Below are 24510 nucleotides of genomic sequence, written 5' to 3'. Positions count from 1 at the left end.
ATAGTGGGGTGCCAAAAATAGGAGGACCCGTTATGTCAGGGAAGATATTTTCGCCGGCTTATTCTATCTGCCGATGTGAGATTACTCACTCTCCTTTACCGGCCTTTATGTTAGCTTTTTTACTTTCGCAGGCGAACCAAGGCAGTCGTTACTACTGAAGCCAGGGCGGAACTGATCGAACACATTGAGGTGTTTTAAAAGTTCCAGTGTTGTCACCCCCAGATGGCGCCACTGGCTTTCTGGCGGAATGCTGAAGAATGATTATGTTGTTTACAACAAGGAGCGTAGGATTATGGACGATTTCAACGGCTATCAGCCTGTCATAGATGGATGCATCTCTTCGTTATTTGAGACTATCAAAAACATCATCCAATTTCACTCTGCCGCAGCTCTATATATTAGTACTAGTGACCAAGATGTCGATATCTTAAAGATTATTAATCACAGTTTCGATGCAGATTGGTTACATGCTTATGTGCAAAATATCGACACCAATTCCGATCCACTTATTGGCTCAGTGTTGTTGAATAAAAGGCCAGTAATGTGGGACGATAGCTGGGACCGTCTCCCAGCACAAAATTCCCTTTCTAGCATTGGTGCGATGCGTTACTTTGGACATTCACAGGGTGTTATTTACCCGATGCCACTGAGAGGCACACAAGATAAATATATGCTTTTTGTCTTTGCGTTCGATGTAAGGCTTGTTAATGCTTCTAACAGCGAAAAAACAACTAACTTACTTTGGCATACAGAAATCCTCTTAAACCATGTCTGCAAAGATTTACATCGGCTACACACTGATACCCTGGACGTTCAGACTCAACGATTCCTGAAGCGCCCCCTAACAGATCGAGAAACCCAGGTGCTGGAGTGGGCCACCAAGGGAAAAACTGCCTGGGAAATCGCAACAATACTGTCTATTTCTGAGCGCACGGTAAAGTTTCATCTTTCTAATATTTACCAGAAGCTGGATGTAGTGAATAGACAACAGGCTGTGGCAAGAGCCGTCGCATATCAGATCTGCAATTCTGGATGATTTGCCACTATTTATTGATAAAATACAATCCCAGTACAACGCATCCGGCACCAGCCATACGGCTGATTTCTATGGGCTTTTGTGGGACACCGAACAGGCCAAAGTGATCTAGCACCAGAGAACCGAGTATTTGCCCTATCAGGGCGGCAATTAGCATATTTGCCACCCCAATCTTCGGAATGAGCACGATAGTAGCCGTTATGAATGCTGCCCCCAACAATCCACCAACATATAATTTTATCGGAATCGCTTTTAATTGCGACAATTGAGGCAGACTCTCATTCAGGATTAATACCATAATCCATAGCCCCAGTGTGCCTACAAGGAACGAAATGAACGCGGCCTGAAGTGGATGTGATAGTAATGTGCCAAGCTGTGAATTGACAGCACCCTGTATGGCAACCAGCCCCCCTGCAACTATGGCAAAGCTAATTATCATTCCCATTCCCATCTTGGAGTCCTCTTTTCCGTCGATCGATTCTCAATCGTATATTGAAACCAGGTGGCCGCTACTTGCCTCGCATCTGTAAAGCGATATCAATAATTACATAATCTAGTTTTGGAACGTTTAGGTCGGCACAATTACGGTTAGCATCTATCGCCTTCAAGTTCTTGTATGCGCCATCAAGATCCAGTTCATTAAGATGTCCTGTAAGATGATAGGACGATAATGTGTATGCCAGAACCATATAGTAAGAACCGTATGGGGACGTGCCTTGACAATTCATTTCATTTCTATTCAGCCTGTCCTCTAGTCGCACCCATAGGCACTCCGGCAAAATGTCTAAATGCCCCACATGCCCGGCCAAATGTATAAGATAGCTGATCCTCAAATAATCATCCATGCTTCTACTATCTGATACCTCTAAATAATCTTGAACGCAACCTTGTAAGAATTTCCTTGAATGCCGTATGTAGCGCTTTGACACCTCTATATTTTCTAATGCCAAAACATAAAACATCGACTGCGATGCTCTCGAACGTGGTGACAATGATCTATACAACATATCTAGTTCTTCAAGCCAATCACGTTTGTAAGACAGATAATTCAGCAATCCCGTTTGCACTATTGCATTTATCAGCAAAGATAGTGGAAAGAATAGATAGTCTCTGTTCTCATGCACGCCATCGGGCTCATATATGGATGGTTTTAACAACTGTTGATCTACAACATCCAGTATCCACGACAAATGATCCCGGCCGCCGCCAATAATTCGTTCCCCTAGACCCATGTCGGCCATGGTTGTAAAAAGAAGTGCTGCAGATCGTACTTGATAGAAATAGTCGCTCATCCTGGAGAGTGATTCCACAGCTTCTTTTACATAGTCAGTACTGTCACTACTTACTCTTGAAAGCAGAACAGACCACTCATACCTGGCAGCAACTCGAAGTAGACTCATTCTCAAGTGCTGTTTTTCATACCTAATTTTGTCAGTATCGAATTCCGTATCCTCGATACCGGCCAGAGAGGCGAACAAAGCGGGCAATAGTCTATGTTTGTATGTTTCCACCTGCCTCAACGTCGAAACACATTCCAATAACAAACTACATGCTCGTGCATGTTCCAGTCCATCATCCAGTCCCGACAGTGCGTCCAGGATCCTGTCGAATACAAACTCCCCCTCCCTTCGACGACTCCCGGCATTGTGTGTCTCGACACACAGCAGGACCCAATTCAGAAGTCTGTGAATGAATGTCTGATACTGCGTTCGGTGTGTGGACAGTAATATCTTATCCAGAGCGCACAATTTGTCAGCATTATTAGCATCGTAGCCAGTTATCCCGTGCCCAAGACCAAGGCCGTGCACATATTTATGCCATGGACTTGCAAAGCCATTCGTAGCCGTTGTAGGCGCCCACGAAGGAAGTAGTTCATAGTTGGCATATTCTGCCTCACGAAACGGGTTTGGTCGCAATAGACGCATAACTGCTTATCCGATACATGATTCACGAGGTCTTCGTGGGTGGTGGTGACTCATGCGACAAATGTCGCCTTACCAGCACGGAAGGCATTCGAAGACATCGCATCGCCTACGTTAAGCCTTGGCACAGGAATACCCCATACATTGTCTATTTTTCCTTCTAGCATATCCAACGCCAGGTTTAGCCACTTGATGCCTTCTGCATATACCGCCAATGGCCTTTTCTGATGGTCAACACTGTCCAATAATTCACCTTCCTTGGTTTTACCAAAATGATATGGCGGCATCGCCATAAAATGCGTCCCCATTACAAAGACGAAACGGAACAACCAATATGGATCATTCTTGAGCACATCAGACTCTGGATTATGCAAATCCCAAGCAGCCGTTATAGCATCAGCAAAGTATTCGTCGATACCATCATACGATTGAACGTAGGGGTGTTCATCATGGAAATTGATATCTATTTTCGGTACGCCCTCGTGCAACTCGAATGTTAGATCAAAGTGCTCTCCGTGAATTTTGTCATAGTTCCCAAGACTATTGTGCCATGGCTTATTGTCATACATCGGGTCATCCAGGCCCGTGTCAATCCCCTCTTCATGAAACCCAATCGCCCGCGGATCAAGAAATTTAACTTCGAGTTCTTCTGCTGTGAACGGAGGGTTGTGAAAACTTGCATCTTCATGGTTTTTCAGCAGGGGTTCGATATTGCCTATCTTTATATTCTCTGTATTAGTGTCACCGACCACCAGGGAGTGGAATCGTGGTTCTAATACTCTATTGTATGCCGGATTGCCTCGGAAACACCGAAGCAAGGTCTTTACATTTCTCAGCCTTTTTCCGTTCAGAATAATTTCATCAGCCTCTAATAAGGCATCTGAGAATGTGATGGGCGATGTTTCTTTACATAGCCCCAGCCGTCTTTCAATCTTGGAAAAATAGGATTGCTCCAGGGTCGGTCCTTTTGGTATTCGACGCCGCTGACCATGTAACGTGACTCTCAAATACCTGAAGATTTCGGCATATAAAATCGCCACAACTTTTGGAGAAGGCTTATATTCCCGTATAAATTTGCTTAACTCAATACCCGGTATATATGACATGTCATATGACAATTCATAGTAGGATTTGTTACCATGTTCGGCCACTACCTTCTGCCTTTCTAACACATCCAACACCTCCGGCAAAAGAGACTTTACGGCGTTCGGCAGATTCATCAGATATCGTGTTTGGCGTTTTGCCTTGACACATGGGTGCAGCATTACATCCGTGCCATCACGATGCCATTTTGTCGTCAACAGAAACTCACTAAGCACTTTTCGCACAATGATTGCACCTGACTCTTTCTTGACGAAGAGCGTCATGGATTCACTTCCCCCATATCCATAACCAACTACCGTCTCACCATGATTTAGGTAATCCGAGATGATTCCATCGTTCTCATGTGCGTGACGCAGCACATCTGATTCAAGATTGTCGTAGGGCTTGTTGCTAATCGATGGCGCAATTGCATGCTCACCAGGAGACGATTGTGTTACCTCATTATCAAGCGCCTCTAACGCAAGTTTATTTAGCTCAGCATCTAAAACGAAAGTATCAGCGTTCATCTCATATCTCCTCTAGCATCAGATAAAATTGAATTCCTTTTCACATCGATTACATATTTCTACAGACTCAATTTATTCTGAAAACCGTCAGTAAGATAGCTGTTCATGTGGACAGTGTCGTATTTGCGATGTGCCTGCCTGTGGTGCAAGCATAAAGATAGTGTAATCACACATTGAATGAGTGCCGGCATTGGCAATGGTTCTGACATTAATGGGTGAGGAGCCAAAAAAAAGCCTGGCCACGCTGAGGCGGCCAGGCTGATTATCGGTATGTTTTCTGCTAGTTGCTTGCCTGTGCCAGGCGAGCCTCATCAGGCACTTGACAGACCAGGTCATCTATCTCTTTTATCGCCTGTTGTTTGCTTTTCTCTAGCGCCTTTTCATCCGTGGTTGTTCCTTCTATTGATATAAAGTTCACATCACCGATACCAAGAAATCCTAGCAGGGTTTTAAGATACGGATCCAGGAAATTATACGCAGCCATTTCAGGATTAGAAAACACAGCGCCACTTGCTGTAACAACATAGGCACGTTTACCCTCAACCAGACCGTAAAGCCCTTTGTCCGCATCAAAATTAAAGGTGTGGCCAATTCTGACTATCTGGTCGATCCAGGCCTTTAGCGCGGAGGGCACAGAGAAATTATACATTGGGGTACTGATTAGCAGTACATCAGCGGACAGCAATTCGTCGATAAGCGTATCCGATAAGCGAGTCGCACTTTTCAATGCATCGGTGTGCTGTTCCTTGGGTGTATAGAATCCCGTAATGCAATTCTCGTCAATGTGCGGAATCGCGTCTTTAGCGAGATTACGTACGACGATTTCATCATCCGGGTGCTGCTCCAGCCATTTTTTCTGAAAATAGTCCGCAAACTCCATTGAAAAAGAGCCGTGGCTTCGTGAACTGGCATCAATACGTAATATTCGTGACATTAGTTTTCTCCTCCATTGAGTTATCTCATGTAGCATGACTGTAGTGAATGAGTGCTGTAACAGAAAGGCGTTTCACAACATTGCAATTGTGCATATAATGCACGAATGGATATCGAGATATTACGCACTTTCGTTGAAGTCATGCGTCGTTGTAGTTTTGCCGCAGTCGCTAGGGAGAAGGATGTCGCGCCATCTTCTATTTCGCGCGCCATTTCCTCCCTCGAGGAAGAGTTGGGTGTCAGGTTGTTCCAGCGTAGCACCCGTCGCCTTGAACCGACTGAGGCTGGTATTATTTATTACGAACATGTCGAGCCATTGGTGGATGAGCTCGAACGCGCGCACTCGATGGCCGCTGATCTTAGCGAACACCCGCGCGGTACGCTACGAATTACCACACCTGTTACCTTCGGTCAGATCACCCTTATCCCTCTGTTGCCAGAATTATCAACCTTGTACCCGGACTTAACATTCGAAATTTCAATGGACGACCACATGGTGGATTTACTATCCGAGCGCATAGATGTTGCCCTACGCCTGGGACCACTTACAGATTCTTCCTTTGTTGCGACACAATTGTGCGAGCTCATGTTTGTCGTTTGCGCAAGTCCGGCCTATATTAAAAAATACGGCAGGCCAGAAACACTCGCCAATATTGAGCAGCACAATTGCCTGCTATTCCCGCTTCCAGGATATAGTTCCCGTTGGCGGTTTCGTGATAAGACGGGGCGGGTCTACGAGGTACCTGTCCATGGGCGTTGCTATATTTCCAATGCATTTTCTCTCAAACAGTCTGCCATGGCTGACATGGGCCTGGTACTATTACCACGCTGGGTCGTCTGGCAAGAACTGGAAAATGGATCGCTTGTAGACCTGTTTCCTGATTATGATGTTACCGCCACAGAATTTGACTCCTCTGCGTGGTTGTTATATCCATCACGCAGTTATTTGCCCCTTAAGGTGCGCGTATTTGTCAATTTCATGAAGGACAAGTTTCGCGCCGGCCTCCCGTGGGAGTAGGCTATTATGGATATGGCGTATTCACGGTTAGTTCCTGTCAGTTAACCTGACTCTGCGAGACGCCCTCTTGATTTCTTCCCCGTTGTTCGTTCGACTCAGAAGTATAGAGTTGGACGACGCCAGAAATGTTGTCCTCGCCGTAACCCTGTAGCTTGGCATTCATAAAGACTTCCTGGACGGTATTCGATGTCGGCACCAATGCGCCAGCACCTATTGCGGCTTCCAGCACATAACGAAAATCTTTCTCCACTAAATCAATTGGAAAAAGGGGCGAGAAGGCTTGTTGCGCCATCTGATTCGCAACATTCTTTAGCGCCGGGCTAGTAGTAGGCAATTCATTCAATATCTGTACCGTATCCTTAATCGCAATACCGCATTTTTCAAGCATTCCCAGCATTTCAGCGAAAGCCGCCACCTGGATCCCAAAAATCGCATTGACCGCGAGTTTCATCATTATACCGGAACCATTCGGCCCAACATGATGCACCGTAGCGCCCATTGTGGAAAGCACCTCGCGGGTTCTTTCAAGGGCCTGTTCCGACCCACCCACGAAATAAATTAATTGACCTGCCTCAGCCTGAGGTCTGGAACCGGCCACCGGGGCGTCCAGAAATTCCGCGCCATGTTGTCTAATGACTGTCCCAAGATCGTGTATCCACTGAAGTGAGAGCGTGCTCGATTCAATCACAATACTACCAGGGCGCAATCCGTGCACCGCACCTGAGTCTGGTGATAACCAAATAGCACGTGAGGCGGCATCATCGCTAACCATACTGATTACAATGTCAGCCTGTGCGGCAGCTTCTCTAGGGCTATTTGCGAAATGCACGCCCTCTGCCTCTAAAATCCCGGCATTATCCGGGGTACGATTGTATCCAACCACTCGATAGCCGGCCTCAATGAGTTTACGCGCCATTCGTGAACCCATGGCCCCCAGACCTAATACTGCAATTTCTGTCATCATCCTGGTCTCCTACCTATACGACGCTACTCAATCATTGCCGGGCATCTACCCAAGGTTAATCCATGAGTTTTCAATACGCCGGCATCCATTTTACGCAAGATCGTATGCAATCCCTCTGCTCACTAGGGGCCGTTCACACAATCGCGACCATAAAGGCACCCGGTATCGTCTATACAACACCGCATGCCCCACAATAAGGTGGACTAGTCCTAGACAATCCCTTGTCAAAGTACAGCCTAGGCCCATCACCACCACTCAAAAACCCCTTCAGGGGCAAGGCAGTAGTGCGTGACTCGCATTAATCTCTCTCTCATCCTACGGGGCTGAAGAATGGGATTTCGGCATCAACCATCAACTGAAATGCCCTGTGTTATTGATACTGCCGGTCAGGATATACTGGTTGAGAGTTTTAATAGAGATTCAGCGTTTGTTTGATATATCTTCTTTTTATCCTTATCGCTCATTGGTGCACTATCGAGTTGTCTTACCGCTTCTGCGGACGATTCGTAGGGATAATCGGCCGCAAATAAGAGGCGATCGGCACCAATGACCGAATGGGCAAACATCAGCACAGGGTGCCAATGCATACCGCTGGTAGCGATATAAAAGTTATCCCTGATATATTCGCTTGGCGCCTTCTTCAGGCGTCGCAAACTTCCCGAGCTATCTAAATCTGTCCAGGTCTTGTTAGCAAAACGACTATCGATTCGCGATAACCAAAATGGCAGTCCCTCACCGAGGTGTCCCAGGATGATCTTCAACCTGGGCAATTCATCGAATAGCCCGCTAAGGATTAGGCGCATGGCGTGCAAACTGGTCTCGGCTGCAAATCCCCACCCTGCTCCCTCAAGGCCATAGTTCGAATAGGGGGCCATCATGTCGGGCGATGGCGTGCGTGGATGCAAATAAATCGGGACATCGAGTGCCTGTGCAGTTTCGAAGATCACACGATAGTATTTATCATCCAGGTAGCGGCCCTGCGTATGTGAATTGATGATCGCCCCTTTAAGGCCAAGCGAGGTGATCGCCCGCTCTAACTCCCGTGCGGCCTGGCCCGGCGCTTGTGGCGCCACTGCGGCCAGCCCGGCAAAACGCTGTGGATGCTCCTGTACCACCTCTGCCAATCGATCGTTGGTCTTCTGGGCAAACGATGTGGCTTTAGCAGGTGAGAACACCTGAAGGCCCGGCGCCGTGATGGATAGCACCTGGAAATCAACACCTGCATTTTTCATATCATTCAGACGCAGCTCGCCTAGGTCTAATAGCCTATCGCGTATTGGTCGGGTCGCAGGGCTATTAAGAAATGGGCGATACAGTGCCTTAAAACCGGGTTCATGGGATGCCGGGTCTGCCAGTACAGTTTGCCACTGTTCAAATAACTCGGGTGTTGCGAATGCCTCTTCAATGGCGATGCGCCTCAAACCGGTTGGGGGCGCAGAGGAACCAAGCCCACCTGCAAGGGTGGTTTGACCCACCAGAGAGCCTGCAGACAAGGCTAGTGTTGAACGTAGTATTTTACGGCGCTGACTGTCCATGTCATGTACTCCGGCAATAAAGAATTGTTTTTAAACTGGATTGTTGTCTTGTGCTCATCAGGGTATCTACATATTGGCGGTTTTTTTTGGCACCCTTGTTTGCAGGGTGTCTAAGCCACGCTTGAATATACCTTGGATGAGATTTTCGAGGTTTTCCCGTTCTTCAGCCGGACATTCGAAGTCCGCGGTCCACTGCGCATAGGTAGTACCCCCTTCTGTTACAGGCTGCAACTTAAGCTCAGCCACGTAACCATGTACTGGCATCGGCGATTCAATAATGGTGTATGAATAACTTCGGCCCACATCCGTTAATGCCAGTAATTGCTCGCGCACATTACCGCCATCCTGAACGTGGAAATTCCGGATACAGCCAACGCTAGTATCCCCCTCGTCATTCTCGATATGGCAATCGACTACGTCCGGGTGCCATGTTGGACAGAAACTCCTTACACGATTCCATACCTGTTCCACAGGGGCGTTGATGATAGCGCTTACGTAAATCTTTACTGATACATTTTGCAAATGCTGTTCTCCTTCATATTTCGAATACAACTTCTATTTATCCATTAGAAGCACCGGCTTGATAGTCTTACCATTTTTCATTTCGTCTATCGCACGGTTAATATCAGAAAAATCATAGGTGGTTATCAGTCGGTCATAGGGGAATCTGCCTTGCCTGTTAAATTCAATGAGTTTTGGCAAAAATGTATTGGGCACCGATGAGCCCTGTATAATGCCTTTCAAACTGGCTGCCCGCCTGAATATTTCGGTCGGCGAAAACGGATAGGTTTCCCCAAAGTGTGGCGCGATCACCATCCCACATTGCCCTCCCGTACTCAGGCAGCCAATCGCATCGTTCAATGCCTGTTCATTCGCCGACGTCTCTAACGAAAAGTTGACCCCCTTAGGGGCGATTTCCAGAATACGCGCGACGACATCGCCGTCACGGGCATTGATGACGTGGGTCGCCCCGAGCTCATAGGCCAGGTTGAGCCGTTCTTCAACAACATCAACCGCAATCAAGGGTGACGCACCGACCAGTTTACCCGCCATTATTGCACTCAAACCTACACTGCCCGCTCCAAATACAGCCAGGCCTTCTTTTGGGCCCACCTTCAACGTATTCAAGATAGACCCTGCACCCGTTTGCACGCCGCACGGGATAGCCGCCAGCATTGCCGGCATATGATCTGCACCGACGGGAATGACATTTCGTTCAGGCGTAATCGAATAACTGGCAAACGACGACTGCTGAAAGAAAGCACCTGACATGGGGCCACTACTAGATTTGATGGTGTGACTACCATCATGACGGGTGCCCGCAAAACCTAATGACATATGATCGTCACAATGATACGGATGGCCCTCCATGCATGAGGCGCACATGCCACAGAATGGATACGAGATGATTACCCGTTCACCCTTTTTTACCCTGCTGACGGCGGAACCTACTGCTTCCACAATCCCCGCCCCTTCATGACCAAAAACCGCAGGCAACGGGGTCAGTCGTTGCGCGACAAGGTCCGTGTGGCAAATACCGCTGGCTTCGATCCTTACCAGGACTTCGTCACTACGCAGATCTTCAATTTCAACGTCTTCAAATGAAAACGGTCCATTCGCTTCATGGACAACCGCCGCTGTTGCCAACATCGCCATCAATTCTCTCCTATTCCTGAAATGCCTTCATGAATATCTATAAAACAGGATATGACGGGTAACGTATACTGGCCAGGTGTACAGTAGGTCTTCTCATGACTCGGCACTGAAATCACTTTGTGTCAGCTATGGCATGCCGCACCAGGCAATCGTACTCGTCACGCACAACGAGATACGTCACAGCCAATTGCATACAGCTATATTATGTGCGCAGTGCTTTAATCGCTGCCAGAATTGCTTCAGGCTCGGCTCGCTTGCGGTAATTACGATCGACGAAACACCAGCGGATATACCCGCCCCTGTCGATTACAAAGGTGGCCGCCAGCGGTAATATAGCTCGTTCGTCTTCATAATTTTTTTCCAGAGAAAAGCCGATGATCTCCAGTAAGTCGACATGGTCACGGGGAATGTCATAACAAATACCGTATCGACCCGCGACAACATTCTTTACGTCACTCAGCACTTCGAAGCCCAGTTGCCATTCATTCTGTGTCTGCAGAGATGTATCCGGAACCTGGGGAGAGATGGCTATAAGATGAGCACCATTTTCCCGCATCTCAGGCAATATTTTCTGATAGGCACGTAGCTGGACCTGGCAATATGGGCACCAGATCCCGCGGTAGAACGTCAACACCACACTACCGGTACGCAAGAGTTCTGAAAGTTGTTGGGGCTCACCGTACGCATTGGGCAATGAGAAATCCGGCGCCATATCATTGACGCCAAGCGCAAAACTCTCCAACTCCATGTCAAGCATTGACCTATAGCCACCATCGACTTTCTGTAAAATGGCTGCGGGCAGCTGCGGTAATGTGTCATTGGTCACCTGCTCCAGTTGCTCTTGTAAAGTCATCATGTTCACTCCTTGATTTGACTTACTCAGCACGCAGATGCTGAGAGTTCTCGCCAGTGCGGGGGAAAGGTAGCTTGAAAACCCGGTAAGCGTTCAATCCGCCCCATCCATCGACTAATAGAAGGATAGTGATCCTTAAATGGGAGAAACTGTCGGGCGAGTGGCTGCGCCTCCGGTTCGGTTATGGCTAATAAAAAATGCGCGAACCGAGGATAGGCGACTATATCCGCAGCGGTAATAGTCTCTCCGGCCAAAAATAATGTGTCATCCAGCAGCGCATCAAGACGCTGGAATTCTGGTGTCACCTTTGTCGTCAGATTCTCAAATTCGTCAGGTTTATCCGACGCGGTATTGCGGAATATCATACTGGCCATCGTGTACATGGGGTCAACTACGTAGCTATTGAATTCCGATATAGACTGCCATATCTTTGCAATCGCCACTGCATCTTGCCCGAACATTGGCTCATGCGAAAACCGGGCATCCAGGTACATCAGGATGGCAAGGCTCTCAGACACAACCAAATCACCATCACGGATGACCGGGACACTACCGCGCGGATTTAGCTCCAGAAAATCTGCAGATTTGTGTTCTTGCTTGTCAACGCTGAGCAGTTTTGATACGAAATCGATACCTTTTGCCTTGAGCAATAATAAAATACTCCAGCAATAGGGACTGCCACTAATCCAGTACACCTCAAGACTCATATTGGAATTCACTCGCTATGCAATGTTATCGGACTAAAATTCTAATGACTATGAAGATGTGCTGACATACTGTCTTCGGCACTACATTCATGCGGGGAATGCATGACTCAACCTGGATGGTATTGCAGAATCGATATGGCTAACTATCTAAGAACACAAAAAAAAGCGGGACAGACATCCAAGAGAATGCCTGCCCCGCGCTTATGCCTAAGTTTCTCTCCTGCCTCAATAGGCAGCAATCCCCTGGGCACCGTCAGCCACCGGGAGACCCGGAACTGAACCGAGTAAGGTCAAACTACCGTCCTTGTTTATAAGGAAGGTACTGATAGTCCCACTAAGCGTATTGGTCGTGAAGAGATAGCGACGCGACTTGGTTTTGGCTGTCGCAATATCCGCCGGGAATGTATCAGGGCCGGGGCTGGCGATAATGCCGTCTGCCGTCAACAATGAAAGCGAACCGTCCTTCGCAATTTTGTAGCCGGATAAATTGCTGTTTTCCGTGTTGGTCGTATAGAGATAGGGTCCAACTACCACTACCCAACACGTCGCAAACTGGAAGTTATCGACCGATTTGCTGATGACCTGTAAACTATCGTCTTCTAACAAATTGTATGAAGACACGGCGCCGGCATTAAGCACACCGAATGGCGCATTACCGAATACCTCACCAACAAATAATCTACCTTCTCTGTCGAAGTCGAATGAGAATGGCAGTACGCCGCCTGACGGTGACGTAACGGGCACATCGCTGGGCGTACCATCTTCATTCAGCTCGAATACGTGAATCTCATCGGACTTTGCGGCAACAATGATTTTGTCCCCCTCTGGCGTAAAGCCGATCTGGCTCGGCGTCGTCAGCGTATCAGGGACATCCGGGCCGTTCAGGTTCAATGTGCGCACAGAATTGGGGATCTTTCGCAGCGTCCCGTCATCCAGTTCAAAACCCACAATGTTGCCGGTGCCACCCACATTCATGACATAAACCAGGTCATCATGCACGGTGACACTCACCGGGAATTTACCCCCTGAATCCACCGTGGCACTAAGCTTCAGGCGATCCCGATACACTCGGAAGAGGCTCAGCTCACTGCTGCCGGCGTTAGTAACAAGCAGCCAGCGCTTGTCGTCACTTAGAATTACCGAGCCCTGCGAGGCCAGTGGATCCGGCAGGCCGGCGAACTGCGTCTGTATGGGTGTGCCTAGTCCACCTGTCGAATATCTATCAACGAATGTCAGGCTGCCGTCATATGCCCGACGATAGAAGAGGATTTCGTTATCCTCTGGAGAGTTAGTTGCCGCAAATACCCCTCCGGACTTGCTCAACCAGTGATAATCATCACTCGCATTGGCCACGAGGCCTGTCATCATGCCTAACGCCAATAGTGCCATAGCTAAAAATTGTCTGTAACGCATTTGAGTCTCCTTCCCTTAACGTTGTACTAATATTGATTCGATTTTGGATAAAGGCACTAGCATCGGTCGATAGTGCTTAAACCTAACCCGTACACTTCTTTTCCCTGCCATTCGTTACCACGCAGCGCCACGCCGTCAATGCCATATAATCTGGCATCGAAATGGCCCGGCTTTACGTTGTTTGATTAAATCTTATCGGCCCCACACCGTATACTGGACGACTGGACAGTGGCATGCATGAGGGCGTGACACGCAGGGAAATTTGGCGCAGACATGAGCATCTTTGTACGGCTCACATTAATTTTAATTGTGCGCAGAGGTGGCCGCCGATGGACACGGGAAGTTGGCAGAGCTGATGTGTACTACATATTTCTTATGCTTCTGTATGCAATGACTGGTTAATGGGTAGACGACGCAGGCGCTTTCCCGTCGCCGCATAGATGGCATTACATACGGCCGGCGCCACAGGCGGGGTCCCGACTTCGCCGATACCGCCCATTTCAGTACCGGTTTCCAGAATATACACCTCGATCTTCGGCATCTTATCCATTCGTAAGGCAGGATAATCATGAAAATTACTCTGTTGAACACGTCCCTCCTTGAATGTGATTTCCTCATACAACGCCGATAGCCCATAGACAATTCCTGATTGCATCTGCGCGCGTATATTCTGTGGGTCGACAGCCAGACCGCAATCCACCACACAGACCACCCGCGTGACTGTTGGCGAACCATCGGCTTCAATCTTTACCTCGGCCACCTGGGCGACGATACTCTTGAAAGACTTGTGAAGCGCAAGCCCCTGTGCCATGCCCGCCGGGTGTTTGCCTCCCCAGCCGGCCTTCTCTGCAGCCATTTTCAATACTCGTTGATGACGGCTATGTCCCTTGAGCAGGTGCATGCGCAGCGTATAGGGATCATGCCCGGCCGCCGTCGCGATCTCGTCGATAAACGATTCCACCGCAAAGGCCGTAAAGCTGTGACCCACGGAACGCCACCAGAGGACCGGCACGCCATTGTCCACGGGATGATACTCGATGCGTTGATTCGCTATGTGATAAGGGTGATCGGCGGCGCCTTCCACAGATAGATGGTCAATACCGTCATGTGTCAGTGCCTTTTCGAATGGCGTCCCCTTGACGATGGACTCACCGATCAGGCGGTGGCGCCAAACAACCGGATAGCCGTCCTTGTCCAATTCCGCTTCCAGTCGGCTAAAATGCATGGGGCGGTAATAGCCACCACGTATATCATCCTCCCGGGTCCAGATGACCTTTACCGGCAGATTTCCTATCGTCTTGGAAACCTGCACCGCCTCACGAACATAGTCAGCGTGCGGATTCGCCCGACGCCCAAAACTGCCACCAAGAAATGTCGTGTGGATACGGACATCGTTAATATCGTGACCCGTTATCTCTGCTGCAGCCTTTTGATCGGTGGTTTGCATCTGCGTGCCGGTCCAGATATCACAACCGTCGGCTTGCACGTGGGCGACGCAGTTCAACGGCTCCATTGGCGCATGCGCTAAATACGGCAACTCGTACTCAGCCATCAAATGTCGGTTTGTCGCGGCATTCGTTGTTTGTGTGTGCCCTTGTTCGTGCGCAAGGCGTCCCGGGGTTCTGGCTAAGGCCGCATATTTTTCCCGTAAGACCTGTGTCGACAGGTTGTGGTTGAATTCCGGGTCCCATTTGACATCCAGTGCGTCTCGGCCTTTTTTCGCCGCCCAGAAATTATCGGCCACCACCGCAACCCCCTCATTGATAACCACAACATGGCGCACACCCTTGACGGCCATGGCCGCCCCGGTTTCAAGTGACTTTGCCTTTGCCCCGAAAACCGGTGGCCGTAAGATGACCGCGGTCAGCATGCCCGGCAGGGTTACATCAATACCGTATTCAGCCGTGCCGGTGATTTTGGCTTCGCTATCCAGTCGCTTTACCGATGAACCAATAATCTTGAAGTCCTTTGGTTCCTTCAGGGCGACCACTTCCGGTACCGGCATCTGTGCGGCCAGTATGGCCAGCTCACCATAGCTCAGCTGTCTGCCCGTCGCCTTGTCGCGTACCAGCCCCTGACGGGCCTGGCAGCGCTCCATCGGTATCCCCCATTGGCGAGCGGCCGCCGCGATCAACATCTCCCGGGCGACCGCCCCCGTGGTGCGCAGCTGCTCCCAGGTGGAGGTGACACTGGTACTTGCCCCGGTACCCTGAAAGGGCCCCCATGCGGTATGGTAAAAATCAGGGTGCGCGGGCGCCATCTCAACCCGTATCGACTCCCAATCCGCCTCAAGTTCTTCCGCCACAAGCATGGGCAGGGATGTATAAACGCCCTGTCCCATCTCGGCCTTATGCAGTATGACGGTTACGGTGTTGTCTGTGCCAATTCGAAGAAATGCATTCGGCGCAAGCGCTACGCCGTCCTGCTGGCTGGCCTTCGTTGATGCAGTCGGTGATGAAGATGCCAAACGTGTACGCTGAACAAGATTGAAACCGAGCAGCAGCCCTCCGCTAACGGACGCGGCCGCCAATGACACCTTGATGAATGTTCGCCTGTTCATCGAATCAGATACTCACAGTTCGTCACTTCTTAGCCTGTGCCTGTAGCTGCGCGGCGCGATGAATGGCCGCGCGGATATTCTTGTAAGTACCACAACGGCAAAGATTACCCTTCATGGCGGTATTGATGGCGGCATCGGTCGGCAGCACCGTCTCTTGCAGTAAGGCAACTGCTGACATAATTTGCCCCGACTGACAGTAACCACACTGTGGCACATCCATCTCCTGCCAGGCCTGCTGCACGGGGTGCAGGCCGTCCGACGCCAGGCCTTCTATGGTCAAGACATGGCTGCCCGCCAATGCCCCAATGGGTGTCACACAGGTACGCACGGGTTTGCCGTCAACGTGTACCGTGCAGGCGCCACACTGTGCAACGCCGCAACCAAATTTAGTGCCGGTCAATCCCAGATGATCGCGAAGTACCCACAATAGGGGGGTATCTGCATCGACCTGGAGGCTGTATTGGCGGCCATTGATAGATAAGTCAATCATTTATAAACTCACAGGAATTCACCGGCATAGCGACAGCGCCTTGCTTTCTTGCCTGAACGTCAACTGCCCGCCGATAGTCGTGCTGTTGTTTGGTTTAACCTATCCGGTTTCCCTTTTACTTCACACTGGACGATAAAACAGGTAGGCATTTGCGCAGAACTATGCAATTGACTATTTTCGAGCAAAAAACAGGAGGGTATGGCCGAACGAAACACGGTAGTGGCAGGGTTTGCGTAGATTGTAAACAACGGCCGCGACGGTGAGGCCAGATTTGATGTCAAACTAACACCCGGCGGGGAAAAGATTACTATTTCCGAAGGGGCTTACCTTGTTTACCCATCAACGAGAGAGGACTCTATATGCTCTCCATACGGCTCAACCACCGCTATCGCGATACATGAGCTGAATGCCTTTCAGAAAATTACGCAGGATCTGGTCCTGGCAACCACGGTAGTTCTTATGCCCGGGCTTGCGAAAAAACGCGCTTAATTCGTGTTTGCTTATCTCTACATCGGCCAGCGCCAGGATCTCCACAACATCCTCGGCCTGCAAGTCCAGGGCGATTTTTAATTTCCTGAAGATAATGTTGTTGGTTAAACGCCGTTCCGGCTCGGGCTGCGCGCCTTCTTTTTTGCCGCGGCGTTCATTGATCAGGCCATTGAGGAAGGATGCCAGATCCGTATCACTGCAGGGCTGGAAGGCCGGGTCATCCTCTTTTTTCAACCAGCCGCTGAGCTGTTCGCGCGTCACCACATGGTCGGCGAGGGCAAAGATTTCCACCATCTTCGGATCGCTATAGTCGAAGGTATAGCGGATACGGCGTAACACGTCGTTATTGGTCACAAAGTTTTCCTGCTTAAAAGGGTCATTGAAACAAATTTTGGCTCAAAAAATTATTATCGCATAGTTTAGAGACAAGACGTCCAGAACAAACACCATGCGTTGGCTGGCGCCAGGGACCGAACGTGCAAAATACGACCCGCGCGCGTGCTGTTCTGGGTAAATGTCATCGGCGATTCTACGTGCTCTCTGAGCCTATGGAATTCGTAGCGTAATCATTCTTGAGTGATTGTAGTGCGGTTATAAAACTGCTGACTTCAGTTTCACTACCAATCGCCCTTTGCGGAAGATAATGCGCCGCATGGTTGTCAATAAAGAGCAGCACATACTCTCCCGACGCCTCGATCGCCTTTATGCCCGACCATTTTGTAAAGCTAGCGGTGTTACTTGTCTCCACGGTCACGCCACTAGCATCTGCTTTCAGGTTCATTGGCCCAAGTGACGAGCCCGGTTCTGCAGGCAGGGTATTCAATATGTATCTTTCCAAGAGTCGATAACCCCAGACGACAGCAACCGTCATAGCCACAGCATATATGGCCCAGCTTGCAAACTCATCACCCTTGGCCCTGAACGAATAGGCAATGAAAATACCTACGGGAATCCATAGCAGGATGCTTATCGCCTGGAGAAAATACTTTCGTTTGTTATTCTCGGGCCGTTTCCATATGGCATGTGTAATGCTGCGTGTGATAGCGCCCATCTCATTTCTAGACACCGAGTACTCTAGTTTCATGGTTTTATCCACTTCTCAGAATGCGCCGTATGTCAGCGCCCGGGGCGTTTAAAGTTTTTGCGGGCGCGCCCAACCTTGGCCCTGATCACACAGCCTTCAACATGATCGTTGATCAGCCCCATCGCTTGCATGAAGGCATACACCGTGGTGGGGCCGATGAATTTCCAGCCACGTTTTTTCAGGTCCTTCGACAAGGCAATCGATTCCGCCGAGGTCGAGGCCGTCTGCGGCGCGGCAAGTTGTTTCGCCTCAGGTTCGTAACGCCAGATATAGGCGGCCAGTGAGCCCTCCTGTTTAACGAGTTCCCGCGCCTGTCGCGCGTTGTTGATGACCGCCTCGATCTTGCCACGGTGGCGGACGATGCCTTCGTCCTTGAGTAAACGAGTGATGTCACGCTGGGAAAAGCGCGCTATCCTGTCAAAATCGAAGTCACGGAAGGCGGCGCGGAAATTTTCGCGCTTGGCGAGGATGGTGCGCCAGCTCAGTCCGGACTGGAAAGCCTCCAGACTCAATTTCTCGAATAAACGATGATCATCGCTGACCGGAAAGCCCCACTCGGTGTCGTGATAGGCTAGAAACTCCGGTGCGGCACTGCACCAGCGGCAACGTGATTTGCCGTCGGGAGCCACTATTATCTCTGCGGTCATGCGTCTGCCGTCCCCAGTTTGAATTTATTCAGTCGAGCAAGAATTTCAGCCGCTCATCGGCCTGTGCCGGCGTGATTTCAAGAATTTCCGCACTGACCACATTTTCCGCCACAAACGGATCAGCCTTCACCCGGCTTTGAAGGTCTGACAACGAGGTATTATGCGCCACGATCCCACCACCCAAATTAGGCTGAAGGCTGCCGACCAACAAAAATACGCCGTCATCAACCCCGCGTTTGACCCAATCGTTGTGGCCTTCCATGAATTGGCCGGCCTGGCCTTTGTTGTCAGAAAACTTAAGTAGTACGATAAACATCGAGGATTTTCTCCCAGTAATCGCAGAGAGCGAACTTGACCCGCTTGTTATGTGTTTTTACCATTTAAATATAACTTTCTAAGTAATATACATATGGCCATAACAGCAAAGCAAACAAGCGACACTAAAACCACAAAAAATACTTCAGAGCCCGGGACATGTGCATGGCCAGGGTAACGAACTTGAACAATAAGGCCTGTCACTATTGAAATAACAGCGCCATACATTACGATGGTTTTAGTTTCAAAGCCTTTAATTGTGGAACCAATAATATAACTTACTGGAACTATTAACAAAATAATATCCAGTGAATAAAACTTAATTATTTCGAAGACTTCCGATTGCATTTTATTAATATGCTTAATATCTACTACACATAACAGTATGTTAGCCCGCGTCGTGACGAGTGTGCGAATGACCTGTTTTTAAAACATCTCCCACTTCTCCACCTCTAGCGTATTGATATCTTTAAACAGCACCTCAAAGGAAAAATCCCCGCCACGCAGGTTGCGCTCCAGCACCAGACGATCGTTTTTCACTTCCCTGAGCTTGCCCTGCTTTTCAATACCACTGTTGGTGACGACGCGGACCTTTTCGCCGATATACTGGCGCGCCTGTGAGACGCGGAAGGCATTAAAGACCTTGATGCGTTGCGGGGCCTGTGCCGCGGCGGCGGCCTCGCGTTCGGCCTGCTGGGTGCGTTCGTTCATCTGCTCGGTGAGGGTGCTGATTTGACCTTCGGCCGAAGGTGCTTGCCCGGTGGCGGGCGGCTGCCCGGCATCGACACCGAACATCTCGGCCATGCGCTGCTGGATGCGTTGCTTGGCCTCCTGCTCGGTGATCTGGCCACTCTGCACCTGGCTATTCAGGTCCATGACCCCGGCCTGCTGAAACATGGCGTAGAAGATCCTGAAGTACACCACGCCCATGATGATGGAGGCGATGATATAGGTCAGGAAGGGTTTTTTGGCCTTGTCCCAGTACATGATACCGAAGACGACTATGACCAGTGGCACGAACAGCACACCAAAGCCCCAGAGGACGTGTTCCTTGAAGGCGATCACCACGGTCCAGATAAAGCTCACCAGCGTGACAATGCCAAGCACGCCTATCAGTACCATCATTACTGGTGACAAACCCATTGCTTCCGGAGTCATATCCCGCCCTCTTTAATAATTTATAATCTTGTTGTTATTTATACAGCTTATGCCACAGGCATAAAAGTGCAAGCTCGCGTATGGCGGATTATTGCATTGCCCGGTGGCGTTCGCGCCAGGCCGCCAGGCTAAGGACGCTGAGCAGGGACAACAGCGCCAGCGCCATGACCGGGGCATTGCCATAACGCACATAAGGCGTGACGCCCTGCATAGGCTGCACACTGCCGCTGAGAACCTGCACGCTAAAGGTCGGTGCCTGTTGTTGCACCCGGCCACGGTGATCGACAAAGGCAGTGATACCCGTATTGGTGGCCCGTAACAGCGGCCGACCGGTTTCCAGGGCGCGCATGCGTGCCATCTCAAAGTGCTGCGGCGGTGCCAGCGAGCGGCCAAACCAGGCGTCGTTACTGACGTTCACTAGCAGCGTCGCCGCGGCGATATTTTTGCGCACTTCTTCAGCAAAGATGATCTCGTAACAGATCGTGATCGCCGCCTGTTGCCCGGCGACATTCAGCGGGGCCTGCAGGCCACCGGACGAAAAATCCGACATCGGCAGGTTGAAGACACCACCGATACTGCGCAGCACATCACCCAGCGGCACGTACTCACCAAACGGTACCAGATGTTGTTTGTGGTAGACCGCAAACTGGCCGCCGAGTGCGACCACGCTATTGTAGTAACGCGGCCGTTCCGGGTCGGCACTGGCCTGCCTGATGGGCACGCCTATGAGCAGGTCGGTCTGGCTCTCGCCTGCTCTATTGAGGATATCGGCGAGGTAATTCTCGGCCACGGCGTGATAAAACGCCGGCACGGCCGTCTCCGGCCAGATGATCAGGTCGCTGTCCAGGTGCTGCTCGGTCAGTTGCTCGTAGAGGCTGAGTGTGCGCGCGCGCACCTCGGGCTGCCACTTCTCGTGTTGCGAGACATTGCCCTGCAAGAGACTGACGCGGATCGGCGCACCGCTAGGGCCGACCCATTCCTGCGACTGCAGGGCCAGGCCCCCGCCCCAAAGGGCCAGCAGGCAGACCGTTGCCCGTACGGGCCGTTGCCGGACCACAAACAGCAGGGCCGCCGTGGTGACCACCAGGGCACCGAGGCCATAAATACCCAGCAGCGGGGCATAACCCGCCAGCCAGGTATCCATCTGGCTGTAGCCGATGTTCAGCCATGGGAAGCCGGTGAACAGGCTGCCACGCAGCCATTCACCCACCACCCATAATGCCGGCGCCAGCAGGACAAAACGCCAGGGGTGGGTGTTGACATGCGTGCGTGCCATGGCCCAGGCAAACAACGCCGGAAACAGCGCCAGATAGACGACCATTAACAGTGTCATGACCACGGCCAACGGCAGGGGTGAATGGCCGAACTCGTGAATGCTGATCACGACCCAGGAGGTCCCGACGCCGAACAGGCCAAGGCCAAAGTAAAAACCCCGCCAGGCGGCACGACGGGGTTGTTCATAGGGGATGAGAAGGAAAAGGCCGAGCAGGCCAAGCACGGCCAGTACGGAGAGGCTCAAGGGCGCAAAGGCCGCGACGCTCAGTGCCCCCGCCAACATCGCTAACAGGTTCTGCAGCTTGTTACCGAGTGCCTGAGCCCTCTTGCTCACTGCGTGCATAGGCTGGCTCAGTCGTCGCTATCTGCTTGATCCGGCAGACGTATCACTTTGAGCAGGTGCACACGACGCTTGTCGGCGCGCATGACCCTGAACTGCCACTCTCCAAGAATGACGATCTCATTACGCTTCGGCACATGGCCAAAACTGTTCATAACCAGGCCGCCAATGGTATCGAACTCGTCATCGCTGTAGTTAGTGCCAAAGTACTCGTTAAACTCATCGACCTCGGTCAAGGCCTTGACCGTAAACTCGTCGTTATTGAGCTTGAGGATAGCGGCGTTTTCATCAAAGTCATGCTCGTCTTCGATGTCGCCGACGATCTGTTCAAGCACGTCTTCGATGGTGACCAGACCGGCGACACCGCCGTATTCATCGACGACGATGGCCATGTGGTTACGGCTGGAACGGAACTCTTTCAGCAATACATCAAGGCGTTTGCTCTCTGGCACGAACACGGCCGGACGCAGGATGTCGCGCAGGTTGAAGTTGTCGGCCTCGCCACCGGCGGTGAAGGGCAACAGATCCTTGGCCAGCATCATGCCGACGACTTCATCCTTGTTATCACCAATCACTGGGTATCGGGAGTGCGCGGCCTCAATGACAACCGGCAGGAATTCCTGCAACTTCGCCTCGCGTTCGATAATAACCATTTGCGAACGCGGGATCATGATGTCACGGACCTGCATTTCAGACACCTGCAGGACACCTTCAATCATGGAGAGGGCATCGGGGTTGAGGAGATTGCGCTGTTCGGCGTCGCGTAACAACTCGACGAGTTGTTCACGGTCCTGAGGTTCACCCATCAGCGCCTGCCCCAGTCGTTCAAACCAGGAGCGCTGCGTGGGCTCGTTACTAGATCGGTCTTCGTTCATGCGATTGTCGAATCGCTCCCTGTCTCTAAAAGGACGCGCATTGTAGCGCTTTTTTGTACAAAATGACCAAACTTTACATCGGCTTAGATCGCCTCATAGGGGTCGGCAAGCCCCAGCCCGGCAAGAATTTGACGTTCCAGGCCTTCCATCTCCGCGGCCTCGGCGGCATCCAGGTGGTCATAACCGAGCAGGTGCAGCACACCGTGCACGACCATGTGCGCCCAGTGCGCCGCCGCCGGCTTGCCCTGCTCGACCGCCTCGCGGGCCACCACCGGGGCACAAATTACCAGGTCGCCCAACAGGTTAGTTGGGGCCTGGTCGGCCTCATCCGCGGCAAAACCCGCCGGCAGGTCGGGCATTTCGAAGGGGAAGGACAAGACATTGGTCGGCCCGGGTTTGTCGCGGTAGGTCTGGTTCAGCTCGGCGCTCTCGTCCTCGTCGACGATACGGATACCCAGTTCGGCCTCTGCCAGGCGGCCCTTCAGGACCGCCTCGACCCAGCCGCGGATTTGCGCCGCCTCGGGCAGGTTTTTCGCCGTACTGGCGACCTCGAGGCTGACCTCAATCACGACGCTTATTGCCCGCGTCGGGATTAGCCTGCTCGTAATCCTCGTAGGCATTAACGATGCGGGCCACCAGCGGGTGACGGACGACATCGCGGGACTGGAAGAAGTTGAAGCTGATGCCGTCGACATCCTTGAGCACCTCGATGACATGCCGCAGGCCAGACTTCTGGTGCGCCGGCAGGTCGATCTGGGTGACATCCCCGGTGATCACGGCCTTGGAACCGAAGCCGATGCGGGTCAGGAACATCTTCATCTGCTCGATGCTGGTGTTCTGTGCCTCGTCGAGGATGACAAAGGACTCGTTCAGGGTGCGGCCGCGCATATAGGCCAGCGGTGCGACCTCGATGACATTGCGCTCAGTGAGCCGGGCGACCTTCTCGAAGCCCATCATTTCATAGAGGGCGTCGTAGAGCGGGCGCAGGTAGGGGTCGACCTTCTGAGCGAGGTCGCCGGGCAGAAAGCCTAGACGTTCACCAGCCTCAACCGCCGGGCGTACCAGCAGGATGCGGCGCACCTCATCACGCTCGAGGGCCTCCACCGCGGTGGCCACGGCGAGGTAGGTCTTGCCGGTACCGGCCGGGCCCACGCCGAAGTTGATATCGTGTTGATGGATGGCCTTCACATAGAGCTGCTGGTTCGGCGTGCGCGGCTTGACCTGGCCGCGCTTGGTACGGATCACGATCGGCTCGTCGGTAAGTGCCGGTTGCACCACATTGGCCAGCCCGGTGCCCTGCAACAACAGGTGCACACTGGCCGGATTGAGGGTCTCGGTCGCCGATTCTGCGTAGAGGCTGTTGAGGACCTCGCCGGCGGCGCGCACCGAGGCCCCTTCACCGATGACCTGGAACTGGTTGCCGCGGTTATTGATCTCCACCCCCAGCGAGCGTTCGATCTGCCGCAGGTGTTCGTCAAACTGGCCGCAGAGATTGGCCAGCCGCTGGTTATCAGGAGGGTCGAGGACAAACTGGTTCGATTGTGGGTGTGGGCTCAATGTCGTTCCGTGTGGCTAACTATATAAAAAGATAGTGAATGGCCCGCGTTCGTGCAAGCTGCTCAGCCTGGTA

25 protein-coding genes are annotated in these 24510 nt (G+C 51.4%); 2 read left to right on the top strand and 23 right to left on the bottom strand.

The features are described from left to right. Window positions 1-292: 292 nt before the first annotated feature. Window positions 293-1036: a helix-turn-helix domain-containing protein gene (locus tag EL386_RS15860; RefSeq protein WP_172597597.1), complete on the top strand. Its 744-nt coding sequence runs from the start codon at window positions 293-295 to the stop codon at window positions 1034-1036. A gap of 7 nt (window positions 1037-1043) precedes the next feature. Here the strand turns inward: EL386_RS15860 and EL386_RS03020 are convergent, their stop codons facing one another. From EL386_RS03020 to EL386_RS03005, 4 genes are all read right to left on the bottom strand, one after another. Then, the gene (locus tag EL386_RS03020; RefSeq protein ID WP_126453229.1) at window positions 1044-1487 is read right to left on the bottom strand and encodes a DMT family transporter; all 444 of its coding nucleotides are present in this window, start codon (window positions 1485-1487) and stop codon (window positions 1044-1046) included. Window positions 1488-1545: 58 nt separating this feature from the next. Then, window positions 1546-2328 (bottom strand): hypothetical protein, encoded by a 783-nt coding sequence (locus EL386_RS03015; RefSeq protein WP_126453227.1) that lies wholly within the window; start codon window positions 2326-2328, stop codon window positions 1546-1548. Between the two features lie 683 nt (window positions 2329-3011). After that, the gene (locus EL386_RS03010; RefSeq protein ID WP_126453224.1) at window positions 3012-4568 is read right to left on the bottom strand and encodes a hypothetical protein; all 1557 of its coding nucleotides are present in this window, start codon (window positions 4566-4568) and stop codon (window positions 3012-3014) included. A 280-nt stretch (window positions 4569-4848) separates the two neighbouring features. Next, window positions 4849-5502, bottom strand: coding sequence for an FMN-dependent NADH-azoreductase (locus EL386_RS03005; RefSeq protein WP_172597596.1), 654 nt, complete (start codon window positions 5500-5502; stop codon window positions 4849-4851). A 105-nt stretch (window positions 5503-5607) separates the two neighbouring features. Between EL386_RS03005 and EL386_RS03000 the strand changes: the two genes are divergently transcribed. Then, complete coding sequence (locus tag EL386_RS03000) at window positions 5608-6519, top strand: LysR family transcriptional regulator (protein WP_126453219.1); 912 nt, start codon at window positions 5608-5610, stop codon at window positions 6517-6519. A gap of 37 nt (window positions 6520-6556) precedes the next feature. Here EL386_RS03000 and EL386_RS02995 read toward each other — a convergent pair whose 3' ends face one another. From EL386_RS02995 to EL386_RS02905, 19 genes are all read right to left on the bottom strand, one after another. Beyond that, complete coding sequence (locus EL386_RS02995; RefSeq protein WP_197722139.1) at window positions 6557-7483, bottom strand: NAD(P)-dependent oxidoreductase; 927 nt, start codon at window positions 7481-7483, stop codon at window positions 6557-6559. A gap of 386 nt (window positions 7484-7869) precedes the next feature. Further along, complete coding sequence (locus EL386_RS02990) at window positions 7870-9018, bottom strand: amidohydrolase family protein (protein WP_126453216.1); 1149 nt, start codon at window positions 9016-9018, stop codon at window positions 7870-7872. 66 nt (window positions 9019-9084) lie between these two features. After that, the gene (locus EL386_RS02985; protein ID WP_172597595.1) at window positions 9085-9540 is read right to left on the bottom strand and encodes an SRPBCC family protein; all 456 of its coding nucleotides are present in this window, start codon (window positions 9538-9540) and stop codon (window positions 9085-9087) included. A 33-nt stretch (window positions 9541-9573) separates the two neighbouring features. Continuing rightward, complete coding sequence (locus tag EL386_RS02980; RefSeq protein ID WP_126453209.1) at window positions 9574-10674, bottom strand: NAD(P)-dependent alcohol dehydrogenase; 1101 nt, start codon at window positions 10672-10674, stop codon at window positions 9574-9576. A 202-nt stretch (window positions 10675-10876) separates the two neighbouring features. Then, the gene (locus EL386_RS02975) at window positions 10877-11530 is read right to left on the bottom strand and encodes a peroxiredoxin-like family protein (RefSeq protein WP_126453206.1); all 654 of its coding nucleotides are present in this window, start codon (window positions 11528-11530) and stop codon (window positions 10877-10879) included. A gap of 23 nt (window positions 11531-11553) precedes the next feature. Continuing rightward, window positions 11554-12234: a glutathione S-transferase family protein gene (locus EL386_RS02970; RefSeq protein WP_126453203.1), complete on the bottom strand. Its 681-nt coding sequence runs from the start codon at window positions 12232-12234 to the stop codon at window positions 11554-11556. A 225-nt stretch (window positions 12235-12459) separates the two neighbouring features. Beyond that, window positions 12460-13602, bottom strand: a complete 1143-nt coding sequence (locus tag EL386_RS02965; RefSeq protein WP_172597594.1) for a lactonase family protein — start codon at window positions 13600-13602, stop codon at window positions 12460-12462. A gap of 418 nt (window positions 13603-14020) precedes the next feature. After that, window positions 14021-16207, bottom strand: a complete 2187-nt coding sequence (locus EL386_RS02960; protein ID WP_126453197.1) for a xanthine dehydrogenase family protein molybdopterin-binding subunit — start codon at window positions 16205-16207, stop codon at window positions 14021-14023. 22 nt (window positions 16208-16229) lie between these two features. Next, on the bottom strand, window positions 16230-16697 hold the full coding sequence (locus EL386_RS02955) for a (2Fe-2S)-binding protein (protein ID WP_126453194.1): 468 nt from the start codon (window positions 16695-16697) through the stop codon (window positions 16230-16232). A 375-nt stretch (window positions 16698-17072) separates the two neighbouring features. Continuing rightward, the gene (locus tag EL386_RS02950; protein ID WP_126453191.1) at window positions 17073-17540 is read right to left on the bottom strand and encodes a YehS family protein; all 468 of its coding nucleotides are present in this window, start codon (window positions 17538-17540) and stop codon (window positions 17073-17075) included. Between the two features lie 175 nt (window positions 17541-17715). Further along, complete coding sequence (locus tag EL386_RS02945; RefSeq protein WP_126453188.1) at window positions 17716-18270, bottom strand: YcxB family protein; 555 nt, start codon at window positions 18268-18270, stop codon at window positions 17716-17718. Window positions 18271-18302: 32 nt separating this feature from the next. Next, window positions 18303-18917, bottom strand: coding sequence for a DNA-3-methyladenine glycosylase I (locus tag EL386_RS02940; protein WP_126453185.1), 615 nt, complete (start codon window positions 18915-18917; stop codon window positions 18303-18305). Window positions 18918-18945: 28 nt separating this feature from the next. Next, window positions 18946-19233: a YciI family protein gene (locus tag EL386_RS02935; RefSeq protein WP_126453183.1), complete on the bottom strand. Its 288-nt coding sequence runs from the start codon at window positions 19231-19233 to the stop codon at window positions 18946-18948. A 47-nt stretch (window positions 19234-19280) separates the two neighbouring features. Continuing rightward, window positions 19281-19580 (bottom strand): hypothetical protein, encoded by a 300-nt coding sequence (locus tag EL386_RS02930; RefSeq protein WP_126453180.1) that lies wholly within the window; start codon window positions 19578-19580, stop codon window positions 19281-19283. 78 nt (window positions 19581-19658) lie between these two features. Then, on the bottom strand, window positions 19659-20390 hold the full coding sequence (locus tag EL386_RS15675; RefSeq protein WP_197722138.1) for an LSm family protein: 732 nt from the start codon (window positions 20388-20390) through the stop codon (window positions 19659-19661). A gap of 88 nt (window positions 20391-20478) precedes the next feature. Next, window positions 20479-21999, bottom strand: coding sequence for an apolipoprotein N-acyltransferase (gene lnt / locus EL386_RS02920; RefSeq protein WP_172597593.1), 1521 nt, complete (start codon window positions 21997-21999; stop codon window positions 20479-20481). 17 nt (window positions 22000-22016) lie between these two features. Further along, window positions 22017-22880: an HlyC/CorC family transporter gene (locus EL386_RS02915; protein ID WP_126453175.1), complete on the bottom strand. Its 864-nt coding sequence runs from the start codon at window positions 22878-22880 to the stop codon at window positions 22017-22019. Between the two features lie 83 nt (window positions 22881-22963). Beyond that, window positions 22964-23500, bottom strand: coding sequence for an rRNA maturation RNase YbeY (gene ybeY, locus EL386_RS02910; protein WP_126453172.1), 537 nt, complete (start codon window positions 23498-23500; stop codon window positions 22964-22966). Beyond that, complete coding sequence (locus EL386_RS02905; protein ID WP_126453169.1) at window positions 23442-24437, bottom strand: PhoH family protein; 996 nt, start codon at window positions 24435-24437, stop codon at window positions 23442-23444. The genes ybeY and EL386_RS02905 overlap by 59 nt, the downstream gene beginning before the upstream one ends. Between the last annotated feature and the right edge of the window lie 73 nt (window positions 24438-24510).

It is taken from the genome of Sulfuriflexus mobilis, assembly GCF_003967195.1.
In the GTDB taxonomy this organism is placed as follows: Bacteria; Pseudomonadota; Gammaproteobacteria; order AKS1; family AKS1; genus Sulfuriflexus; species Sulfuriflexus mobilis.
Note: the sequence above shows the minus strand (reverse complement) of the source record. Positions and strands in the feature narration are given on the sequence as shown.

Bases quoted from the DNA above. Each gene is read 5' to 3' on its own strand.
- EL386_RS15860 (WP_172597597.1), top strand. From the start codon at position 293: ATGGACGATTTCAACGGCTATCAGCCTGTCATAGATGGATGCATCTCT.
- EL386_RS03015 (WP_126453227.1), bottom strand. From the start codon at position 2,328: ATGAGCGACTATTTCTATCAAGTACGATCTGCAGCACTTCTTTTTACA.
- EL386_RS02935 (WP_126453183.1), bottom strand. From the start codon at position 19,233: ATGTTTATCGTACTACTTAAGTTTTCTGACAACAAAGGCCAGGCCGGC.
- EL386_RS02915 (WP_126453175.1), bottom strand. From the start codon at position 22,880: ATGAACGAAGACCGATCTAGTAACGAGCCCACGCAGCGCTCCTGGTTT.
- EL386_RS02995 (WP_197722139.1), bottom strand. From the start codon at position 7,483: ATGATGACAGAAATTGCAGTATTAGGTCTGGGGGCCATGGGTTCACGA.
- ybeY (WP_126453172.1), bottom strand. From the start codon at position 23,500: ATGCCTACGAGGATTACGAGCAGGCTAATCCCGACGCGGGCAATAAGC.
- EL386_RS02960 (WP_126453197.1), bottom strand. From the start codon at position 16,207: ATGAACAGGCGAACATTCATCAAGGTGTCATTGGCGGCCGCGTCCGTT.
- EL386_RS02945 (WP_126453188.1), bottom strand. From the start codon at position 18,270: ATGAAACTAGAGTACTCGGTGTCTAGAAATGAGATGGGCGCTATCACA.
- EL386_RS02940 (WP_126453185.1), bottom strand. From the start codon at position 18,917: ATGACCGCAGAGATAATAGTGGCTCCCGACGGCAAATCACGTTGCCGC.
- EL386_RS03010 (WP_126453224.1), bottom strand. From the start codon at position 4,568: ATGAACGCTGATACTTTCGTTTTAGATGCTGAGCTAAATAAACTTGCG.
- EL386_RS02955 (WP_126453194.1), bottom strand. From the start codon at position 16,697: ATGATTGACTTATCTATCAATGGCCGCCAATACAGCCTCCAGGTCGAT.
- EL386_RS02930 (WP_126453180.1), bottom strand. From the start codon at position 19,580: ATGCAATCGGAAGTCTTCGAAATAATTAAGTTTTATTCACTGGATATT.
- EL386_RS03000 (WP_126453219.1), top strand. From the start codon at position 5,608: ATGGATATCGAGATATTACGCACTTTCGTTGAAGTCATGCGTCGTTGT.
- EL386_RS02965 (WP_172597594.1), bottom strand. From the start codon at position 13,602: ATGATGACAGGCCTCGTGGCCAATGCGAGTGATGATTATCACTGGTTG.
- EL386_RS03005 (WP_172597596.1), bottom strand. From the start codon at position 5,502: ATGTCACGAATATTACGTATTGATGCCAGTTCACGAAGCCACGGCTCT.
- EL386_RS15675 (WP_197722138.1), bottom strand. From the start codon at position 20,390: ATGACTCCGGAAGCAATGGGTTTGTCACCAGTAATGATGGTACTGATA.
- EL386_RS02990 (WP_126453216.1), bottom strand. From the start codon at position 9,018: ATGGACAGTCAGCGCCGTAAAATACTACGTTCAACACTAGCCTTGTCT.
- EL386_RS03020 (WP_126453229.1), bottom strand. From the start codon at position 1,487: ATGGGAATGGGAATGATAATTAGCTTTGCCATAGTTGCAGGGGGGCTG.
- EL386_RS02975 (WP_126453206.1), bottom strand. From the start codon at position 11,530: ATGATGACTTTACAAGAGCAACTGGAGCAGGTGACCAATGACACATTA.
- EL386_RS02970 (WP_126453203.1), bottom strand. From the start codon at position 12,234: ATGAGTCTTGAGGTGTACTGGATTAGTGGCAGTCCCTATTGCTGGAGT.
- EL386_RS02980 (WP_126453209.1), bottom strand. From the start codon at position 10,674: ATGGCGATGTTGGCAACAGCGGCGGTTGTCCATGAAGCGAATGGACCG.